General features: G+C 69.6%; 15 protein-coding genes. 5 read left to right on the top strand and 10 right to left on the bottom strand.

The features are described 5' to 3' along the window. Positions 1-21 precede the first annotated feature (21 nt). Together DT073_RS12100 and ilvA are read left to right on the top strand one after the other, a co-directional pair. Positions 22-1209 carry an AI-2E family transporter gene (locus DT073_RS12100; RefSeq protein WP_124293609.1) on the top strand — a complete coding sequence of 396 codons (1188 nt, stop codon included), beginning with the start codon at positions 22-24 and terminating at the stop codon, positions 1207-1209. Then, on the top strand, positions 1206-2456 hold the full coding sequence (gene ilvA, locus DT073_RS12095; RefSeq protein ID WP_205782941.1) for a threonine ammonia-lyase: 1251 nt from the start codon (positions 1206-1208) through the stop codon (positions 2454-2456). Before DT073_RS12100 ends, ilvA begins: the two co-directional genes overlap by 4 nt. Positions 2457-2472: 16 nt before the next feature. Here ilvA and greA read toward each other — a convergent pair whose 3' ends face one another. Continuing rightward, positions 2473-2964, bottom strand: a complete 492-nt coding sequence (gene greA, locus DT073_RS12090; protein ID WP_124293608.1) for a transcription elongation factor GreA — start codon at positions 2962-2964, stop codon at positions 2473-2475. Positions 2965-3045: 81 nt separating this feature from the next. After that, positions 3046-3438: a DUF4307 domain-containing protein gene (locus tag DT073_RS12085; protein ID WP_124293607.1), complete on the bottom strand. Its 393-nt coding sequence runs from the start codon at positions 3436-3438 to the stop codon at positions 3046-3048. A 66-nt stretch (positions 3439-3504) separates the two neighbouring features. Here DT073_RS12085 and DT073_RS12080 point away from each other — a divergent pair, with 66 nt between their 5' ends. Continuing rightward, positions 3505-3744: a hypothetical protein gene (locus DT073_RS12080; protein ID WP_124293606.1), complete on the top strand. Its 240-nt coding sequence runs from the start codon at positions 3505-3507 to the stop codon at positions 3742-3744. Positions 3745-3749: 5 nt separating this feature from the next. Here the strand turns inward: DT073_RS12080 and trhA are convergent, their stop codons facing one another. Beyond that, positions 3750-4439 (bottom strand): PAQR family membrane homeostasis protein TrhA, encoded by a 690-nt coding sequence (gene trhA, locus DT073_RS12075; RefSeq protein ID WP_124294506.1) that lies wholly within the window; start codon positions 4437-4439, stop codon positions 3750-3752. A 136-nt stretch (positions 4440-4575) separates the two neighbouring features. Here trhA and DT073_RS12070 point away from each other — a divergent pair, with 136 nt between their 5' ends. Together DT073_RS12070 and phoH2 are read left to right on the top strand one after the other, a co-directional pair. After that, the gene (locus tag DT073_RS12070) at positions 4576-5355 is read left to right on the top strand and encodes an isoprenyl transferase (protein ID WP_124293605.1); all 780 of its coding nucleotides are present in this window, start codon (positions 4576-4578) and stop codon (positions 5353-5355) included. 213 nt (positions 5356-5568) lie between these two features. Further along, entirely contained in the window at positions 5569-6924 is a 1356-nt protein-coding gene (gene phoH2, locus DT073_RS12065; protein ID WP_124293604.1) for an RNA 5'-3' helicase PhoH2, read from the top strand. A gap of 180 nt (positions 6925-7104) precedes the next feature. Here phoH2 and DT073_RS12060 read toward each other — a convergent pair whose 3' ends face one another. From DT073_RS12060 to xseA, 7 genes are all read right to left on the bottom strand, one after another. Then, positions 7105-7761, bottom strand: coding sequence for a response regulator transcription factor (locus DT073_RS12060; RefSeq protein WP_124293603.1), 657 nt, complete (start codon positions 7759-7761; stop codon positions 7105-7107). Then, the gene (locus DT073_RS12055; protein WP_205782940.1) at positions 7758-9230 is read right to left on the bottom strand and encodes a sensor histidine kinase; all 1473 of its coding nucleotides are present in this window, start codon (positions 9228-9230) and stop codon (positions 7758-7760) included. The genes DT073_RS12060 and DT073_RS12055 overlap by 4 nt, the downstream gene beginning before the upstream one ends. 66 nt (positions 9231-9296) lie before the next feature. Further along, complete coding sequence (locus DT073_RS12050; protein WP_124293602.1) at positions 9297-10691, bottom strand: class II fumarate hydratase; 1395 nt, start codon at positions 10689-10691, stop codon at positions 9297-9299. A gap of 74 nt (positions 10692-10765) precedes the next feature. After that, positions 10766-11383, bottom strand: a complete 618-nt coding sequence (locus DT073_RS12045; protein WP_124294504.1) for a carbonic anhydrase — start codon at positions 11381-11383, stop codon at positions 10766-10768. A gap of 32 nt (positions 11384-11415) precedes the next feature. Further along, complete coding sequence (locus DT073_RS12040; RefSeq protein ID WP_124293601.1) at positions 11416-12060, bottom strand: DUF4245 family protein; 645 nt, start codon at positions 12058-12060, stop codon at positions 11416-11418. Next, complete coding sequence (locus DT073_RS12035; RefSeq protein ID WP_442927906.1) at positions 12060-12305, bottom strand: exodeoxyribonuclease VII small subunit; 246 nt, start codon at positions 12303-12305, stop codon at positions 12060-12062. The genes DT073_RS12040 and DT073_RS12035 overlap by 1 nt, the downstream gene beginning before the upstream one ends. Beyond that, entirely contained in the window at positions 12302-13624 is a 1323-nt protein-coding gene (gene xseA, locus DT073_RS12030; protein ID WP_124293599.1) for an exodeoxyribonuclease VII large subunit, read from the bottom strand. Before xseA ends, DT073_RS12035 begins: the two co-directional genes overlap by 4 nt. Between the last annotated feature and the right edge of the window lie 39 nt (positions 13625-13663).

Genomic DNA, 13663 nt, shown 5'->3' with positions numbered 1-13663 from the left:
CAGCGGTTCTAGACTTGCCGAATGGCCGGATCGGACGAGCGCGAATCGCTGTGGAGCGCCCTGCGCGACCGCTCGCGCGTGGTGTCGACGGAGCTGTCGGGATCGATTCCGCGCGGGCTCCGGCTGGCGGCGGCCTATTCCTGGCGTTTCCTGGTCATCGCCGCCGCCGCGGGCGTCGTCATCTGGCTCGTCATCCAGCTGAAGCTGCTGGTGGTGCCGCTGCTCATCGCCATCCTCATCACCGCCCTGCTCTGGCCGTTCTTCAGTTGGATGCTGCGCCACCGCGTCCCGCGATGGCTCGCGATCGTCATCGCGGTGATCACCACGCTGGCCGTGGTGTCGGGACTTCTCTGGGTCGTGGTCTGGCAGATCACGCGCGAGTTCGGACGGGTGCAGGACCGGACCGTCGACGCCGTGGCCGCCTTCCGGCAGTACCTCATCGACGGTCCGCTCCACCTGTCCGCTCAGCAGATCGACGACCTGCTGAATCAAGCCGGCGCCCTGGTGCAGGAACAGGCCTCGCTGTTGTGGTCGGGGGCCCTGGCGATCGGGACGACCCTCGGTCATGTCGTCACGGGGGCGCTCCTCGCCCTGTTCATCCTGCTCACCCTTCTCGCCGACGGCGGCGGGATCTGGCGGTGGACCACCCGGCTCCTGCCCAAGGCTGCGCGCGTCCCGGTGGACGGAGCCGCTCGTGAGGGCTGGGTGACGCTGGTGAACTACGCCCGGACGCAGCTGCTGGTGGCGACGATCGATGCGATCGGCATCGGCCTGGGCGCACTCCTGCTGGGTGTGCCGCTCGCTGTTCCGATCGCGGTCCTGGTCTTCCTCGGCGCCTTCGTGCCGATCGTCGGTGCGGTCGTGACCGGAGCGGTGGCGGTGTTCGTCGCCCTGGTCTACAACGGTCCGCTCATCGCCCTGTGGATGCTGATCGTCGTCCTCGGCGTGCAGCAGCTCGAAGGACACGTGCTGCAGCCCCTGCTCATGGGTGCCGCTGTCAAGGTCCATCCCCTCGCCGTCGTCCTCGTCGTCGCCGGCGGGGCGATGATCGCCGGCATCCCCGGTGCGCTCTTCGCCGTTCCGCTCGCCGCTTTCGTCAACGTGGTCGTGCTCTACCTCGGCTCACGCGGGTGGGAGACGGGTGGGCGGCCACCGCCGGAAGACCTCATCTGGAGCACCGTCCCCCGTCGAAGGAGAACCCCCGCGTGAGCACGCCGACGATCGCCGCCTCCGGCATCCCGACGCTCGCTGAGTTCGAGGACGCCGCGGCCGCCCTGCGCGGCGTGGCCGCACACACTCCGCTCGAGGAGTCGCAGCACCTCACCGACGTCCTGGGTGTTCCGACGTACCTGAAGCTGGAGAACCTGCAGCGCACGGGGTCGTTCAAGATCCGAGGTGCGACCTACCGGCTCTCGAGGCTGACCGAGGAGGAGCGCGCCCGCGGCGTCGTGGCCGCCTCCGCCGGCAATCACGCCCAGGGAGTGGCCCTGGCCGCTCAGAAGCTCGGGATCCCGGCCACCATCTTCATGCCGCTGGGTGTTCCGGTGCCGAAGCTCCTGGCCACCCGGGGGTACGGTGCGGATGTCGTCCTCGAAGGGGAGACGGTGGAGACGCCGCTGCGGTTGGCGGCGGAATTCGCAGAACGCACCGGCGCGGTCCTCATCCACCCGTTCGACCATCGCGACATCATCCTCGGGCAGGGGACTCTCGGGCTCGAACTGCACCATGACCTCCCCGACGTCGAGACGGTGGTGGTCTGCGTCGGTGGCGGTGGGCTCATCGCCGGAGTCGCCGCCGCCATGAAGGCCCGCGCGGCAGCGGAAGGGCGCCGCATCCGCATCATCGGGGTGCAGGCCGAGAACGCCGCGGGCTATCCGCCGTCGTTGGCCGCGGGGCATCCGGTCATCGCGCCCTCCCGGCCGACGATCGCCGACGGCATCGCCGTGGCGCGCCCCGGCGACCTCCCGTTCGCGATGATCCGTGAGCTCGTGGATGAGATCGTCACCGTGACCGACGACGACATCGCACGCGCCATCCTCGTCCTGCTCGAGCGGGCCAAGCAGGTCGTCGAGCCGGGGGGCGCGGCCGGGGTCGCCGCGATCCTGGCGGGGAAGATCCGATCCGACGGGCCGACGATCGCCATCCTCTCGGGCGGCAACATCGATCCGCTGCTGCTCCAGCGCGTCGTCGCCCACGGGCTGGCCGCCTCGGGTCGTTACATGACCCTGCGCATTCCGCTCCCCGACCGACCCGGCCAGCTGGCCCGGGTCTCCGACGTGCTCGCCCAGGCCGGCGCGAACGTCATCGAGGTGCTGCACACGCGGCACGGACAGGGGCTGCAGATCAGTGAGGTGATCCTCCAGCTGAGCGTGGAGACGCGGGGCGAGGACCACCGCGCCCACGTGATGAAGATGCTCACCGACGCGGGCTTCTCGCCGACGATCGCCGTCGACTAGGGGCCGACGCCGGGGCTCACTGCCCCGAGTACGTCTCGACCTTGACGATCTCCACCGCGATCTCGCGTCCGTTCGGCGCGGTGTAGGTGGTCTTCTCGCCCTCCTTCAACCCCAGGATCGCCGCCCCGAGAGGGGAGGCTTCGCTGTAGACGTCGAGCTCGGAACCCGCGGCGATCTCGCGATTGCCGAGGAGGAAGACCTCTTCGCCGCCCGCGACGACCGCCGTCACGACGGTTCCGGATTCGACCACACCGGTGCTCTGGGGGGCATCGCCGACCTTGGCGTCCTTGAGCAGCTGCTGAAGCGTGCGGATGCGGGCTTCCTGCTTGCCCTGCTCGTCCTTGGCCGCGTGGTATCCGCCGTTCTCCTTGAGGTCACCCTCTTCGCGCGCAGCTTCGATGCGCTTGGCGATCTCTTCGCGGCCGGTCGTCGAGAGGTGCTCGAGCTCGGCGGCGAGACGGTCGTAGGCGTCCTGGGTCAGGAAGGTCACCGGGGCTTCGCCAGTCACGTTCGTCTCCTTCGGTCGTCGGCTGGTATGCAAAGACGCCCCGGCGCTGGCCAGGGCGTCCCTCTGAGTTGTCCCGCCAGATTACGTCACCCAGCAGGAGTTGACCAAACCGGTCGTCGCCTCGGCGACGGTGGGGACGGTCTCCTGGAACGCGCGTGGGGTCCCGTCGGTCTCGCTGAGGGTGATGACCTTCCAGCCCACGACGCCGTGATCGGCGTCCTGCGCCTCCAGTGCGCACGCGACGGTCCGTCCCGCAGGCGCCGTGACCTGGAAGTCGACGCGGACAGAGGTGTCGTCGACGAGCTGGAACCCGGTGGTGCGGACGTCGACGTCGTCCAGGGCGCCGGCCACCGTCATCCACCCGGCTCCGACGACCACCGCGGCCGCCACCGCGATGCCCGCGGCGATCAGCCATCGCGGCGCGCGGGAGCGGGTGCGGCCGTAGCGTTCGTCGAGCGTCTGGTGAGTCGTCATGGCCTTCTTCGGGGCGTCTAGGCTGGTGATTCCAGGCTAAGCGCTCCCACGCCCGGAGAGGACACCATGCAGCACGCTCTCGTGACGCTCGTCGCGGCCGCCACCCCCTCGCCGGTTCCGACGGTGGATCCCGATCTCGTCACTCCCGGGCCGGTGGGTTTCGCCGTGATCGCGTTCATCGCACTCGCGGTGGTGTTCCTGGTGTGGGACATGATGCGTCGCATCCGCCGCGCGCGGATCCGCGGCGAGATCAACGAGCAGCTCGATGCCGAGGAGCAGATGCGCGACGGCGACGGCGGGTCCTGATCGCCTCAGGCGTGGTAGGCGGGCGCCAGAGCGATGAGCAGGCACGCCGTCCAGTGGCAGAGGAACGCCAGCACCGTGCAGACGTGGAAGATCTCGTGGAACCCGAAATGCCCGGGCCAGGGGTTGGGACGCTTGAGCGCGTAGACGACCGCCCCCGCGGTGTAGAGCAGGCCGCCCGCCACGACGAGCACCATCATCGCCGCATTGGCGGCGAAGAGATCGAAGAAGTACATCACCGCAGCCCACCCCAGCACCAGGTACAGAGCGACGTACAGCCAGCGCGGGGCGTGGATCCAGAACACCCGGAACAGGATGCCCAGGATCGCCCCGCCCCAGACGAGGGACAGCAGCAGGACGGCCTTGTCGGTCGGGAGGGCGAGGACGGCGATCGGCGTGTAGGTGCCGGCGATGAGCAGGAGGATGTTCGCGTGATCGATGCGCTTGAGCACCACCTTCGTGCGCGGTGACCAGTCGAATCGGTGGTAGAGCGCCGAGTTGCCGAACAGCAGCAGCGAGGTGGCCATGAAGACGGCGGATGACCACTTGGCCGCTGTGCCCTCGGCGAGGACGATGAGGAGGATGCCGGCGCCGATCGCCACCGGGAAGGTCCCCGCGTGGATCCAGCCGCGCCAGGTCGGCTTCACGTCGGTGTTCGCATCGACCGCAGCGGCGTCGAGCAGGGGCAGCTGCGGCATGTCCGGTCCGTCGGGGGAGAGGTCGGTGTCCGGGCTGGGGGTCATCCTCCCAAGGGTACGGCGCTGCGCATGCCGTCGGCTGCACGTGCCCGGAGGTCGCGCACGGACGGCGCGTGGTCGGGAGTAGCGTAGATGTGTGAGTGCGACGGACGAGGGGCGGGGGCCGCTCTACCGGCTGTACATCTCCCGGCTGCGTCGCAGCCTCACACCCGATGTCGTGCCTCATCACATCGCGATGATGATCGACGGGAACCGCCGGTGGGCGAGGCAGCTCGGATACGATTCGGCGGCGCACGGCCACCGCGCCGGGGCTGCGAAGATGCGGGAGTTCCTGCGCTGGTGCGATGACATCGGCGTCAAGGTGGTTTCGCTCTACCTGCTCTCCACCGACAACCTCCGTCGTCGCGACTCGCGCGAACTGACCGATCTGCTGGAGATCATCGCCGAGCTCGCCCACGAGCTCTCGCACGAGCGCGACTGGCGGGTGCAGCACGTGGGACGTGCCGATCTCCTCCCGCCCGAGCTCGCCGATGTCCTGGGCCTCGCCGAGGAGCGCACGCGTGGTCACGGGGGTCTGCACGTCAACCTCGCCGTGGGCTACGGCGGGCGGAGCGAGATCGTCGACGCCGTGCGCTCCATCATCGCCACCCACGACCGCGAGGGCGGATCCCTGGAGGAGCTGGCGGCGAGCCTCACCCCCGAGCAGATCGGCGAACACCTCTACACCGGCGGCCAGCCCGACCCCGACCTGGTGATCCGCACCTCGGGCGAGCAGCGGCTGAGCGACTTCCTGCTGTGGCAGAGCGCGCACAGCGAGTTCTACTTCGTCGAGGCTCTGGGTCCCGATCTCCGAGAGGTCGATTTCCTGCGGGCCGTCCGTGACTTCGCGCGCCGGGATCGTCGCTTCGGGCGCTGAAGAGCGCTGCCTCGGTCTGATCGCCCGCGCGTTCACAGAACTTCATCTGCTCGTAACCCGCCGACAGCGTGTCTGCGACCCGCGGACCCCCGAACGGTCGTACCGTCATCTCACCGGGCAAGGTGCCCGGTCGGGTCGGCCTTTCGGATCGCGACTCGTGACCCACGGTCGACTCGAGACTGCCGGGTGACACGCCCGGGGCAGGAGTGGGTTGTGACCACACGAGCACCGCACGACCAGCGCCGCGAGCAGTACATCGACGAGGACGTCCCGTCGCAGGATCTGCGCACGTACGTCCTGGATACGTCGGTTCTGCTGAGTGATCCGCGTGCGTTCTTCCGGTTCGCCGAGCACAGCATCGTCATCCCGGTGGTGGTGATCACCGAGCTGGAGAAGAAACGTCACGATCCCGAGATCGGCTACTTCGCCCGGCAGGCGCTGCGTCATCTCGACGAGCTGCGCATCGAGCACGGTCGTCTCGACTTCCCCGTTCCGGTGGGAGCGGGCGGAACACTGCGGGTGGAGCTGAACAACACCGATCCGACGGTCCTGCCCTCCGGCATGCGCCTGGGCGACAACGACACCCGTATCCTCGCCGTCGCCATGCATCTGGCGCAGGACGGTCAGGATGTCACCGTCGTCTCCAAAGACCTCCCCATGCGCGTGAAGGCCGCGTCCCTCGGCATCGTGGCGGAGGAGTATCTCGCCGAACAGGCCGTGGATTCGGGCTGGACGGGCATCGCCGACATCGACCTGTCCGGCGACGAAGTGAGCGACCTGTACGAAAGCGAGGTCGCCACCGCCGACGCCGTGCACGGACTCCCCGTCAACACCGGTCTCATCATCCACTCCGAGCGTGGTTCCGCCCTCGGTCGTGTGACCGGCGACGGTGCCTTCCGGCTGGTGCGCGGCGACCGCGACGCCTTCGGCCTGCACGGGCGATCGGCCGAGCAGCGGATCGCGATCGATCTCCTGCTGGATCCCGAGGTGGGCATCGTGTCGTTGGGAGGACGAGCGGGAACGGGGAAGTCCGCGCTCGCCCTCTGCGCGGGCCTCGAGGCGGTGCTGGAGCGCCAGCAGCAGAAGCGGATCATCGTCTTCCGCCCGCTGTTCGCCGTCGGCGGCCAGGAGCTGGGGTACCTCCCCGGCGACCAGGCCGAGAAGATGAACCCCTGGGGTCAGGCGGTGTTCGACACCCTCGGTTCGGTGGTGTCGTCCAACGTCATCGAGGAGGTGATCGAGCGCGGCATCCTAGAGGTGCTTCCGCTCACCCACATCCGCGGGCGCTCACTGCACGACGCCTTCGTGATCGTCGATGAGGCCCAGTCGCTGGAGCGGAATGTGCTGCTGACGGTGCTCAGCCGCATCGGTCAGCACTCACGCGTCGTCCTCACCCACGATGTCGGGCAGCGTGACAACCTCCGCGTCGGCCGGCACGACGGCATCGCCTCGGTGATCGAGACGCTGAAGGGTCACGACCTCTTCGGTCACGTCACCCTCACCCGTTCCGAGCGCTCCGCCATCGCCGCGCTGGTGACCGACCTCCTGGAAGCGGGCGAGCTGGCGTGAGCTGTCATCCCGGACGAACGTGAGAAGAGTCTCATCTGCCGGAGTGCCGGTGGACGGGGCCGTTCTGCCACCATGGGGATACGGCCGCGAATCCCCCAGAATCGCACGCGGCCGGTGACCGGGCCCCCAACCCGGATCTAGCCCCCGGTGTTCCCCCAACGCCGGGGGCTCTCACATCTCTCACTCCCAGCGGTAGCCGGCGCCCCGTACTGTCACGATGTGATGAGCGCCGAGCTTGGCACGCAGATACCGGACGTAGACGTCGACGACGTTCGATCCCGGGTCGAAGTCCAGCGACCACACGCGACTGAGCAGCTGCTCGCGACTGAGGACCCGGCCGGGGCTGCGCAGGAACTGCTCGGCCAGCGCGAACTCGCGCGCCGAGAGTTCGACCTCGTCGCCGGCCACCGTGGCGCGACGGCCCAGAAGATCGAGCATCACATCACCGTGACGCAGCGTCATCCCCGCCGGCACGGGATTCTCCCGGAGGCGCGAGCGTACCCTCGCCAGGAGCTCTTCGAAGGTGAAGGGCTTGCGGACGTAGTCGTTGGCGCCGGCGTCGAGTCCCTCGACGGTGTCCCGGGTGCTCGTGCGGGCCGTCAGCATGATCACGGGGACGGCTGATCCTCGAGCGCGCAGCTCGCGCAGCACCTCGAACCCGTCCATCGTCGGCAGGCCGACATCCAGCAGCACGAGATCCACACCGTCGCGGAGCGCGACGGTGAGCGCCTCGCCGCCGTCGGCGACGAGCAACGTCGTGAAACCGGCATTCTCCAGGCCCCGGCTGACGAAGGCGGCGATGCGCGGCTCGTCTTCGGCGATGAGGATCGTCGTCATGTGGTGGACTCCCGCTGCAGCACATCGCCCGCGCGCACGGGAGCGGGAAGCTCCGCCGTGGCCGGGGGAACGTGGATGGTGAAGGTGGCACCGCCACCGGGGGTATCGGTGACCGCGCAGTAGCCGTCGTGTCCCTTGGCGATCGCGTCGACGATGGCAAGCCCGAGCCCCGACCCCCCGGCCAGTCTGGCACCGTCGGCGCGATCGAAGCGGCGGAAGATCCGGTGCCGGAAGGCGGGAGGGATGCCGTTGCCATGATCGCGGACGTACAGTCGCGCTCCGGCGGCGTCCCAGGTGCTCCCCAGCTCGATCGGCGAACCGGCGGGGGTGTACTTCGCGGCGTTGTCGGCCAGTTGGAGCCATGCCTGGAGCAGTCGGTCGGCGTCGCCCGGGATCGTGCCGTCGGCGATCTCATCGATCCGCCATCGGTGCCCCGGGATCACCGCCACGAGTTCGCCGATCCGGGCGGTGAGCAGGGCGAGGTCGACCTCGCCCTCGGCGAACGAGTCGCCCTCGACGGCTGCGAGGAGGTCGATGTCCTCGACCAGTCGGGTCATCCGGTCGAGTTCGGCGATGCTGATCTCCCGCGTCGAGGTGACGTCGGAGACATCCCTCGGGTCCATCATCTCCAGATGTCCTCGCACGATCGTGATCGGCGTCTTCAGCTCATGGCGCACGTCGTCCAGCAGCTGGCGCTGCACATCGACAGACCCCTCGAGGCGGTCGAGCATGGAGTTGACGGTGCGGTTGAGGTCGGAGATGTCGTCGGTGCCCTCGGCCGGGAGACGGGGGGAGAGGTCGGTGAGCGTGATGGCGTCCGCGGTCTCGCGGAGGCGGCGGATGGGCGAGAGCAGGCGGCCGGTGACGAACCACCCGACGACGCCGATCGCCGCGAGCACGGCGACCGCGGTCACGCCATAGGTGACGAGCGCGGACGCGACCGGACGAAGCGCCGCTCCGAGCTCCACCGCCCGCACCACGACACCTCGCGAAGGGTCGGCCGGCAGCGACACCGGGACGGCGATGTAGCGGAGGGTCCCCTCGGGTGTGACCGCCGTCGCCGGGGTGACGGGGACTCCCTGCTCGACCCCGCTGAGGATGCGGGCGATGAGGACGTCGTCCTCCGAGATGTCGATGCCGGAGGCGACGCCCGGACCGATGAGCGTCGTGCCGTCGAGGATCGCGAGAGCCGCCTCGTTGCGGGAGGGCACCGTGCGGTCCATCGCCGCGCGGAGGAACTCCTCGACCGTGGCGAAGTCATCGATCTGGGCGACGTCGTCCTCGGACTCGGCGACGGAGAGGAGGCTCTCGGCCTGCCCTTCCAGGCGGTCGTCGATCTCGCTCAGCACCATCTCCCGCTGAACGAGGAACGTCACGCTCCCCACCAGCGTCAGCCCGACGCACGCCACGGCGAGGACGGCAGCGAGAATGCGCGTTCTCGCCGACAGCGGGCGCGGGATACGAACCACGCTGTTGATTATCGCCCCCCGCGGACCGAGGGGGCGGATCCGGAGTTCAGGTGCGGCGCGAGAGGCTCACCCCGGCCGGGTCATCGACAGCAGATCCAGCCGCTCGTCCAGCTGCGCCTCGGTGAGTTCGCCGCGCTCGACGTAGCCGAGGTCGATGACCGCGTCGCGCACGGTGATCCCCTGGGCGACGGCGTGCTTGGCGATCTTCGCCGCCGCTTCGTAGCCGATCAGCTTGTTCAGCGGCGTGACGATCGACGGCGACATGCCCGCGAAGGCGGCGGCGCGCTCGACATTGGCCTCCAGGCCCCGGACGGTCTTGTCGGCGAGCAGACGGACGGCGTTGGCGAGGAGGCGGATGGACTCCAGCACCGCGGTCCCCATGACGGGGATCGCCACGTTCAGCTCGAACGTTCCGGACGCTCCCGCCCAGGCGACGGTGGCATCGTTGCCGATGACCCGTGCGCACACCATGAGGTTCGCCTCGGGGACGACCGGGTTGACCTTGCCCGGCATGATCGACGATCCCGGCTGAAGGTCGGGGATGTGCAGCTCCGCGAGGCCGGTGTTCGGCCCCGAGCCCATCCACCGGATGTCGTTGTTGATCTTCGTCAGCGACACCGCGACGGTGCGGAGGGCTCCGGATGCCTCGACGAGGCCGTCGCGCGCGCCCTGCGCCTCGAAGTGGTCCTTCGCCTCGGTGATCGGCAGGTCGGTCTCGGCGACGATGAGTTCGAGGACGCGCTGGGGGAAGCCCACGGGGGTGTTGATCCCGGTGCCGGTCGCCGTGCCGCCCAGGGGGACTTCGGCGACGCGGGGGAGGACGGACTGCACGCGCTCGATTCCCAGGCGCATCTGGCGGGCGTAGCCGCCGAACTCCTGCCCGAGGGTGACGGGCGTGGCATCCATCAGGTGGGTGCGGCCGGACTTCACCACCTCGGCCCAGGCCTGCGCCTTGTCCTCGAGTGCGACGGCCAGGTGGTCCAGCGCCGGGATCAGGTCGTCGATGAGTTCCTGGGTCACGGCGATGTGGACCGAGGTGGGGAAGACGTCGTTGGACGACTGCGAGGCGTTGACGTGGTCGTTGGGGTGCACTGCACGGCCGAGGTCGCGAGTGGCGAGGGTGGCCAGGACCTCGTTCATGTTCATGTTCGACGAGGTGCCGCTGCCGGTCTGGTAGACGTCGATCGGGAACTGGTCGGCGTACTCTCCCGCGATGACGCGGTCGGCCGCGCGCGCGATGGCGTCGGCGATCTCGCCGTCGAGTGTGCCCAGTTCCTTGTTCGCCAGCGCAGCGGCCTTCTTGATGCGCGCGAGGGCCACGACCTGCGACGGATCCAGCGGATCGCCCGAGATCGGGAAGTTCTCCACGGCCCGCTGCGTCTGGGCGGCGTAGAGCGCGTCCTTGGGCACCCGCACCTCGCCCATGGTGTCGTGTTCGATGCGGTATTCGATGTCGGTCACGTCGTTGTCCTCCGAGGTGTGACGGATGCCGCAGGGCGCGGCGAAGGGGTCGGTGTGGAGCTCGGGCGTCCGGGTCAGGCGGCCGAGGTGGTGAGGTCGTCCGAGACGGCACCCACGATGACTTCGGGGACGGCCACGCCCTCGGCCAGGCGGTAGTTGGCCCCGATGACCGCGAGGCGGCCCTCTGCGACGGCGTCGCTGATGAGCTCCGACGTCTGCAGGATGTCGCCGACGGTGTCGCGCAGGTGCTCGCGGCCCACCGCCTCGCCGTCGATGTCGCTCGAGGAGGGGTCGGCCCTCACGACGCGCTGGACGGCCGGCACGATCGGGGCGATCAATCGCCAGATGTGCGGCGGCAGAGCGGGCGCGTCGGGACGGACGGAGTCGATGGCGGCCCGGACCGCGCCGCATTCGTCATGGGCGAGGACGATGATCAGCGGAACGCCGAGCACGGCGACGGCGTACTCGAGGCTGCCGATGACGGAGTCCGAGACCACCTGACCTGCGTTGCGGACGACGAACAGATCGCCCAGGCCCTTGTCGAAGATGATCTCGGCGGCCAGGCGCGAGTCCGCGCATCCGAAGAGCGCCGCGCGCGGGCGCTGGCCGGCGGCGACCTCGTGGCGGCGCTCGGCGTCCTGTCGGGGATGACGCGGCTCGCCTCCGACGAAGCGTGCGTTGCCACGCTTCATCTCGTTCCAGGCCTGCTGCGGACTGGTCTCGCTCACGGACCCTCCTCCTCGGTGGGCAGCGGCAGATCGGCGGCGACAGCGGTCGCAGCCTCTTCCAGCGCTGCCTGATCGGTGGTGCCGTAGATGAGGATGATGTCCTCACCCGACGTGGTGCCCAGGGCGGCGGCGACATTGCCGGCCGTGGAGGGGTTGCGGATCTCGTAGCGGTCCCACTCCACTCCGCCGATCGTGACGGTCTCGGCGATCTCGGCACCTCGGAGCGTGCGCGAGGGCCAGCCCTCATCGGCCCCGAAGCCCTGCGCCACGCGCACGAAGCCTCGGTCCTCGGCGGGGACGTAGACGATCGTCCACGCGCGTACGGAGTCCCCTTCCACCGTCGCGGCGTTGACCTGCCATTCGGCGGGAACATCGGGGACGACCAGGGCCCGGTTCTCGTTGGCGGAGATGCGTGCGGCGACCTCTGCGACATCGATCGGTTCGCGCTCGGGGGGAGTGCCACGGGGTACGGCGAGGATGATCACGAGGACGACGGCGAGAGTCGCGATGAGCGCGGCGATGAGGTTGCGGGTGTTCTGACTGGCACGGTAGGCGCGCGAGGAGGCGGCCTTGCGGTCAGCGGCCTCGTCCGGGGTCTCGGGACGCCCCAGTTCGGCGACGATCTTCGGGTCGCGGGCCATCAGTCCCCCTGCCCGGCGGTGACGGCCGAGCGGGCGGCGTCGAGACGCCGCTTGGCTCCCCGCAGCCACTCCTCGCAACGCGCAGCGAGTGCCTCGCCCCGCTCCCACAGGGCGAGGGAGTGCTCGAGGGTCGGCGTGCCCTGCTCGAGTTCGGCGACCACGCGGACGAGCTCATCGCGAGCCTGTTCGAACGTCATCGCCTGGATGTCGGCCACGTCCTCGCTCGCCCCGGTCATACCCGTCATTCTAGTTCGGCTCCGCCACGCCCATCCCGCGCTCCCTCGCCGGCGACGGTGACATCGGAGACGCCCTCCGACCGTGCGGCGATGATTCCCCGCTCCACCGTGATGACGAGTTTGGTGCCGGCCGGTGCGGCGGTCGCGTCGCGGACGACGTGACCGTCCTCGCCCTGCGCGATCGCGTACCCGCGGGCCAGCGTGGAGGCGGGGGAGAGCGCGCGCAGCGAGGCGCGCAGTTCCGCGGTGGCGCGCTCGGCGGCGTGCACAGCCCGGTCGACGACGTCACGACCGCGCACGGTGGCCAGCCAGACCTGCTGTGCTCTGGCGTCCACCAGCTGCTCGGGGGCCCTCAGCACCGGACGTGAGCGCAGCTGCTCCAGCTGGGCGATGTCGTGCGACACGCGCTGGGTCAGGCGCGAGGTCATCCGCGATCTCAGCTGGCCGATGAGCGCCCGCTGCTCCGCGACATCCGGCACCACACGCTTGGCGGCGTCGGTGGGGGTGGAGGCGCGCACGTCGGCGACGTCGTCGAGGAGCGGGTGATCGTTCTCGTGGCCGATGGCGCTGACCACCGGGGTCTGCGCCTCGGCGACGGCCCGGAGCAGGCGCTCGTCGCTGAAGCCCAGCAACGTCTGGGGATCGCCCCCGCCCCGGGCGATGATGATGACGTCGACCTCGGGGTCGGCATCGAGTGCCTTCAATGCTCCGATCGTCTCCGGCACGCAGCGATCGCCCTGCACGGCGGCATAGGCGGTGCGGAAGACCACCTGCGGCCAACGCAGCTCCGCGTTGCGGTGGACGTCCTTCTCAGCGTCGGATCGCTCCCCGGTGATGAGGCCGATGGTGCGCGGCAGGAACGGCAGCGGCTTCTTCCGCGAGGGATCGAACAGTCCTTCAGCGCGCAGTTTCCGGCGCAGCCTCTCGAGTCTCTCCAGCTGATCGCCCAGGCCCACGTGGCGCATGGCCGAGACCGCGAAGGTGAAATCGCCGGTGCGGACGAAGTAGTCCGCCTTGACGCAGGCGACGACGTGGTCGCCGACCTTGAGATCGCGGGGGAGGCGCTGCAGCGTCGAGGACCAGACGCGGAAGGACACCGTCGAGTCGGTCGCGAGGTCTTTCATACGACCGAAGACGTTGCCCCCGCGGACGTTCCACGACGTGACCTCACCCTCGACCCACACCGATCCCCAGCGCTCGATGAACCCCCGGATCGTGTCGTTCAGCCGGGACACCGAGGTCGGGGTCTCCGACCGGGAATCGCGGGGGTGGACCGAGTCGGGGGGCGGCGCCTCGCCGGGGACCGCGGCGGGCTGGAAAGTCGTCATGGGGACTCCATCGGTCGATCGGGGTCGTCAGGGCCGGTT

Source organism: Microbacterium sp. ABRD28, from assembly GCF_003850245.1.
Classification (GTDB): Bacteria; Actinomycetota; Actinomycetes; order Actinomycetales; family Microbacteriaceae; genus Microbacterium.
Note: the sequence above shows the minus strand (reverse complement) of the source record. Positions and strands in the feature narration are given on the sequence as shown.

Coding starts and splice junctions, on each gene's coding strand:
- DT073_RS12100 (WP_124293609.1), top strand. CDS start 22: ATGGCCGGATCGGACGAGCGCGAATCGCTGTGGAGCGCCCTGCGCGAC.
- DT073_RS12085 (WP_124293607.1), bottom strand. CDS start 3,438: ATGACGACTCACCAGACGCTCGACGAACGCTACGGCCGCACCCGCTCC.
- DT073_RS12080 (WP_124293606.1), top strand. CDS start 3,505: ATGCAGCACGCTCTCGTGACGCTCGTCGCGGCCGCCACCCCCTCGCCG.
- trhA (WP_124294506.1), bottom strand. CDS start 4,439: ATGCCGCAGCTGCCCCTGCTCGACGCCGCTGCGGTCGATGCGAACACC.
- DT073_RS12060 (WP_124293603.1), bottom strand. CDS start 7,761: ATGACGACGATCCTCATCGCCGAAGACGAGCCGCGCATCGCCGCCTTC.
- DT073_RS12045 (WP_124294504.1), bottom strand. CDS start 11,383: ATGAAGCGTGGCAACGCACGCTTCGTCGGAGGCGAGCCGCGTCATCCC.
- DT073_RS12040 (WP_124293601.1), bottom strand. CDS start 12,060: ATGGCCCGCGACCCGAAGATCGTCGCCGAACTGGGGCGTCCCGAGACC.
- DT073_RS12035 (WP_442927906.1), bottom strand. CDS start 12,305: ATGACGGGTATGACCGGGGCGAGCGAGGACGTGGCCGACATCCAGGCG.
- xseA (WP_124293599.1), bottom strand. CDS start 13,624: ATGACGACTTTCCAGCCCGCCGCGGTCCCCGGCGAGGCGCCGCCCCCC.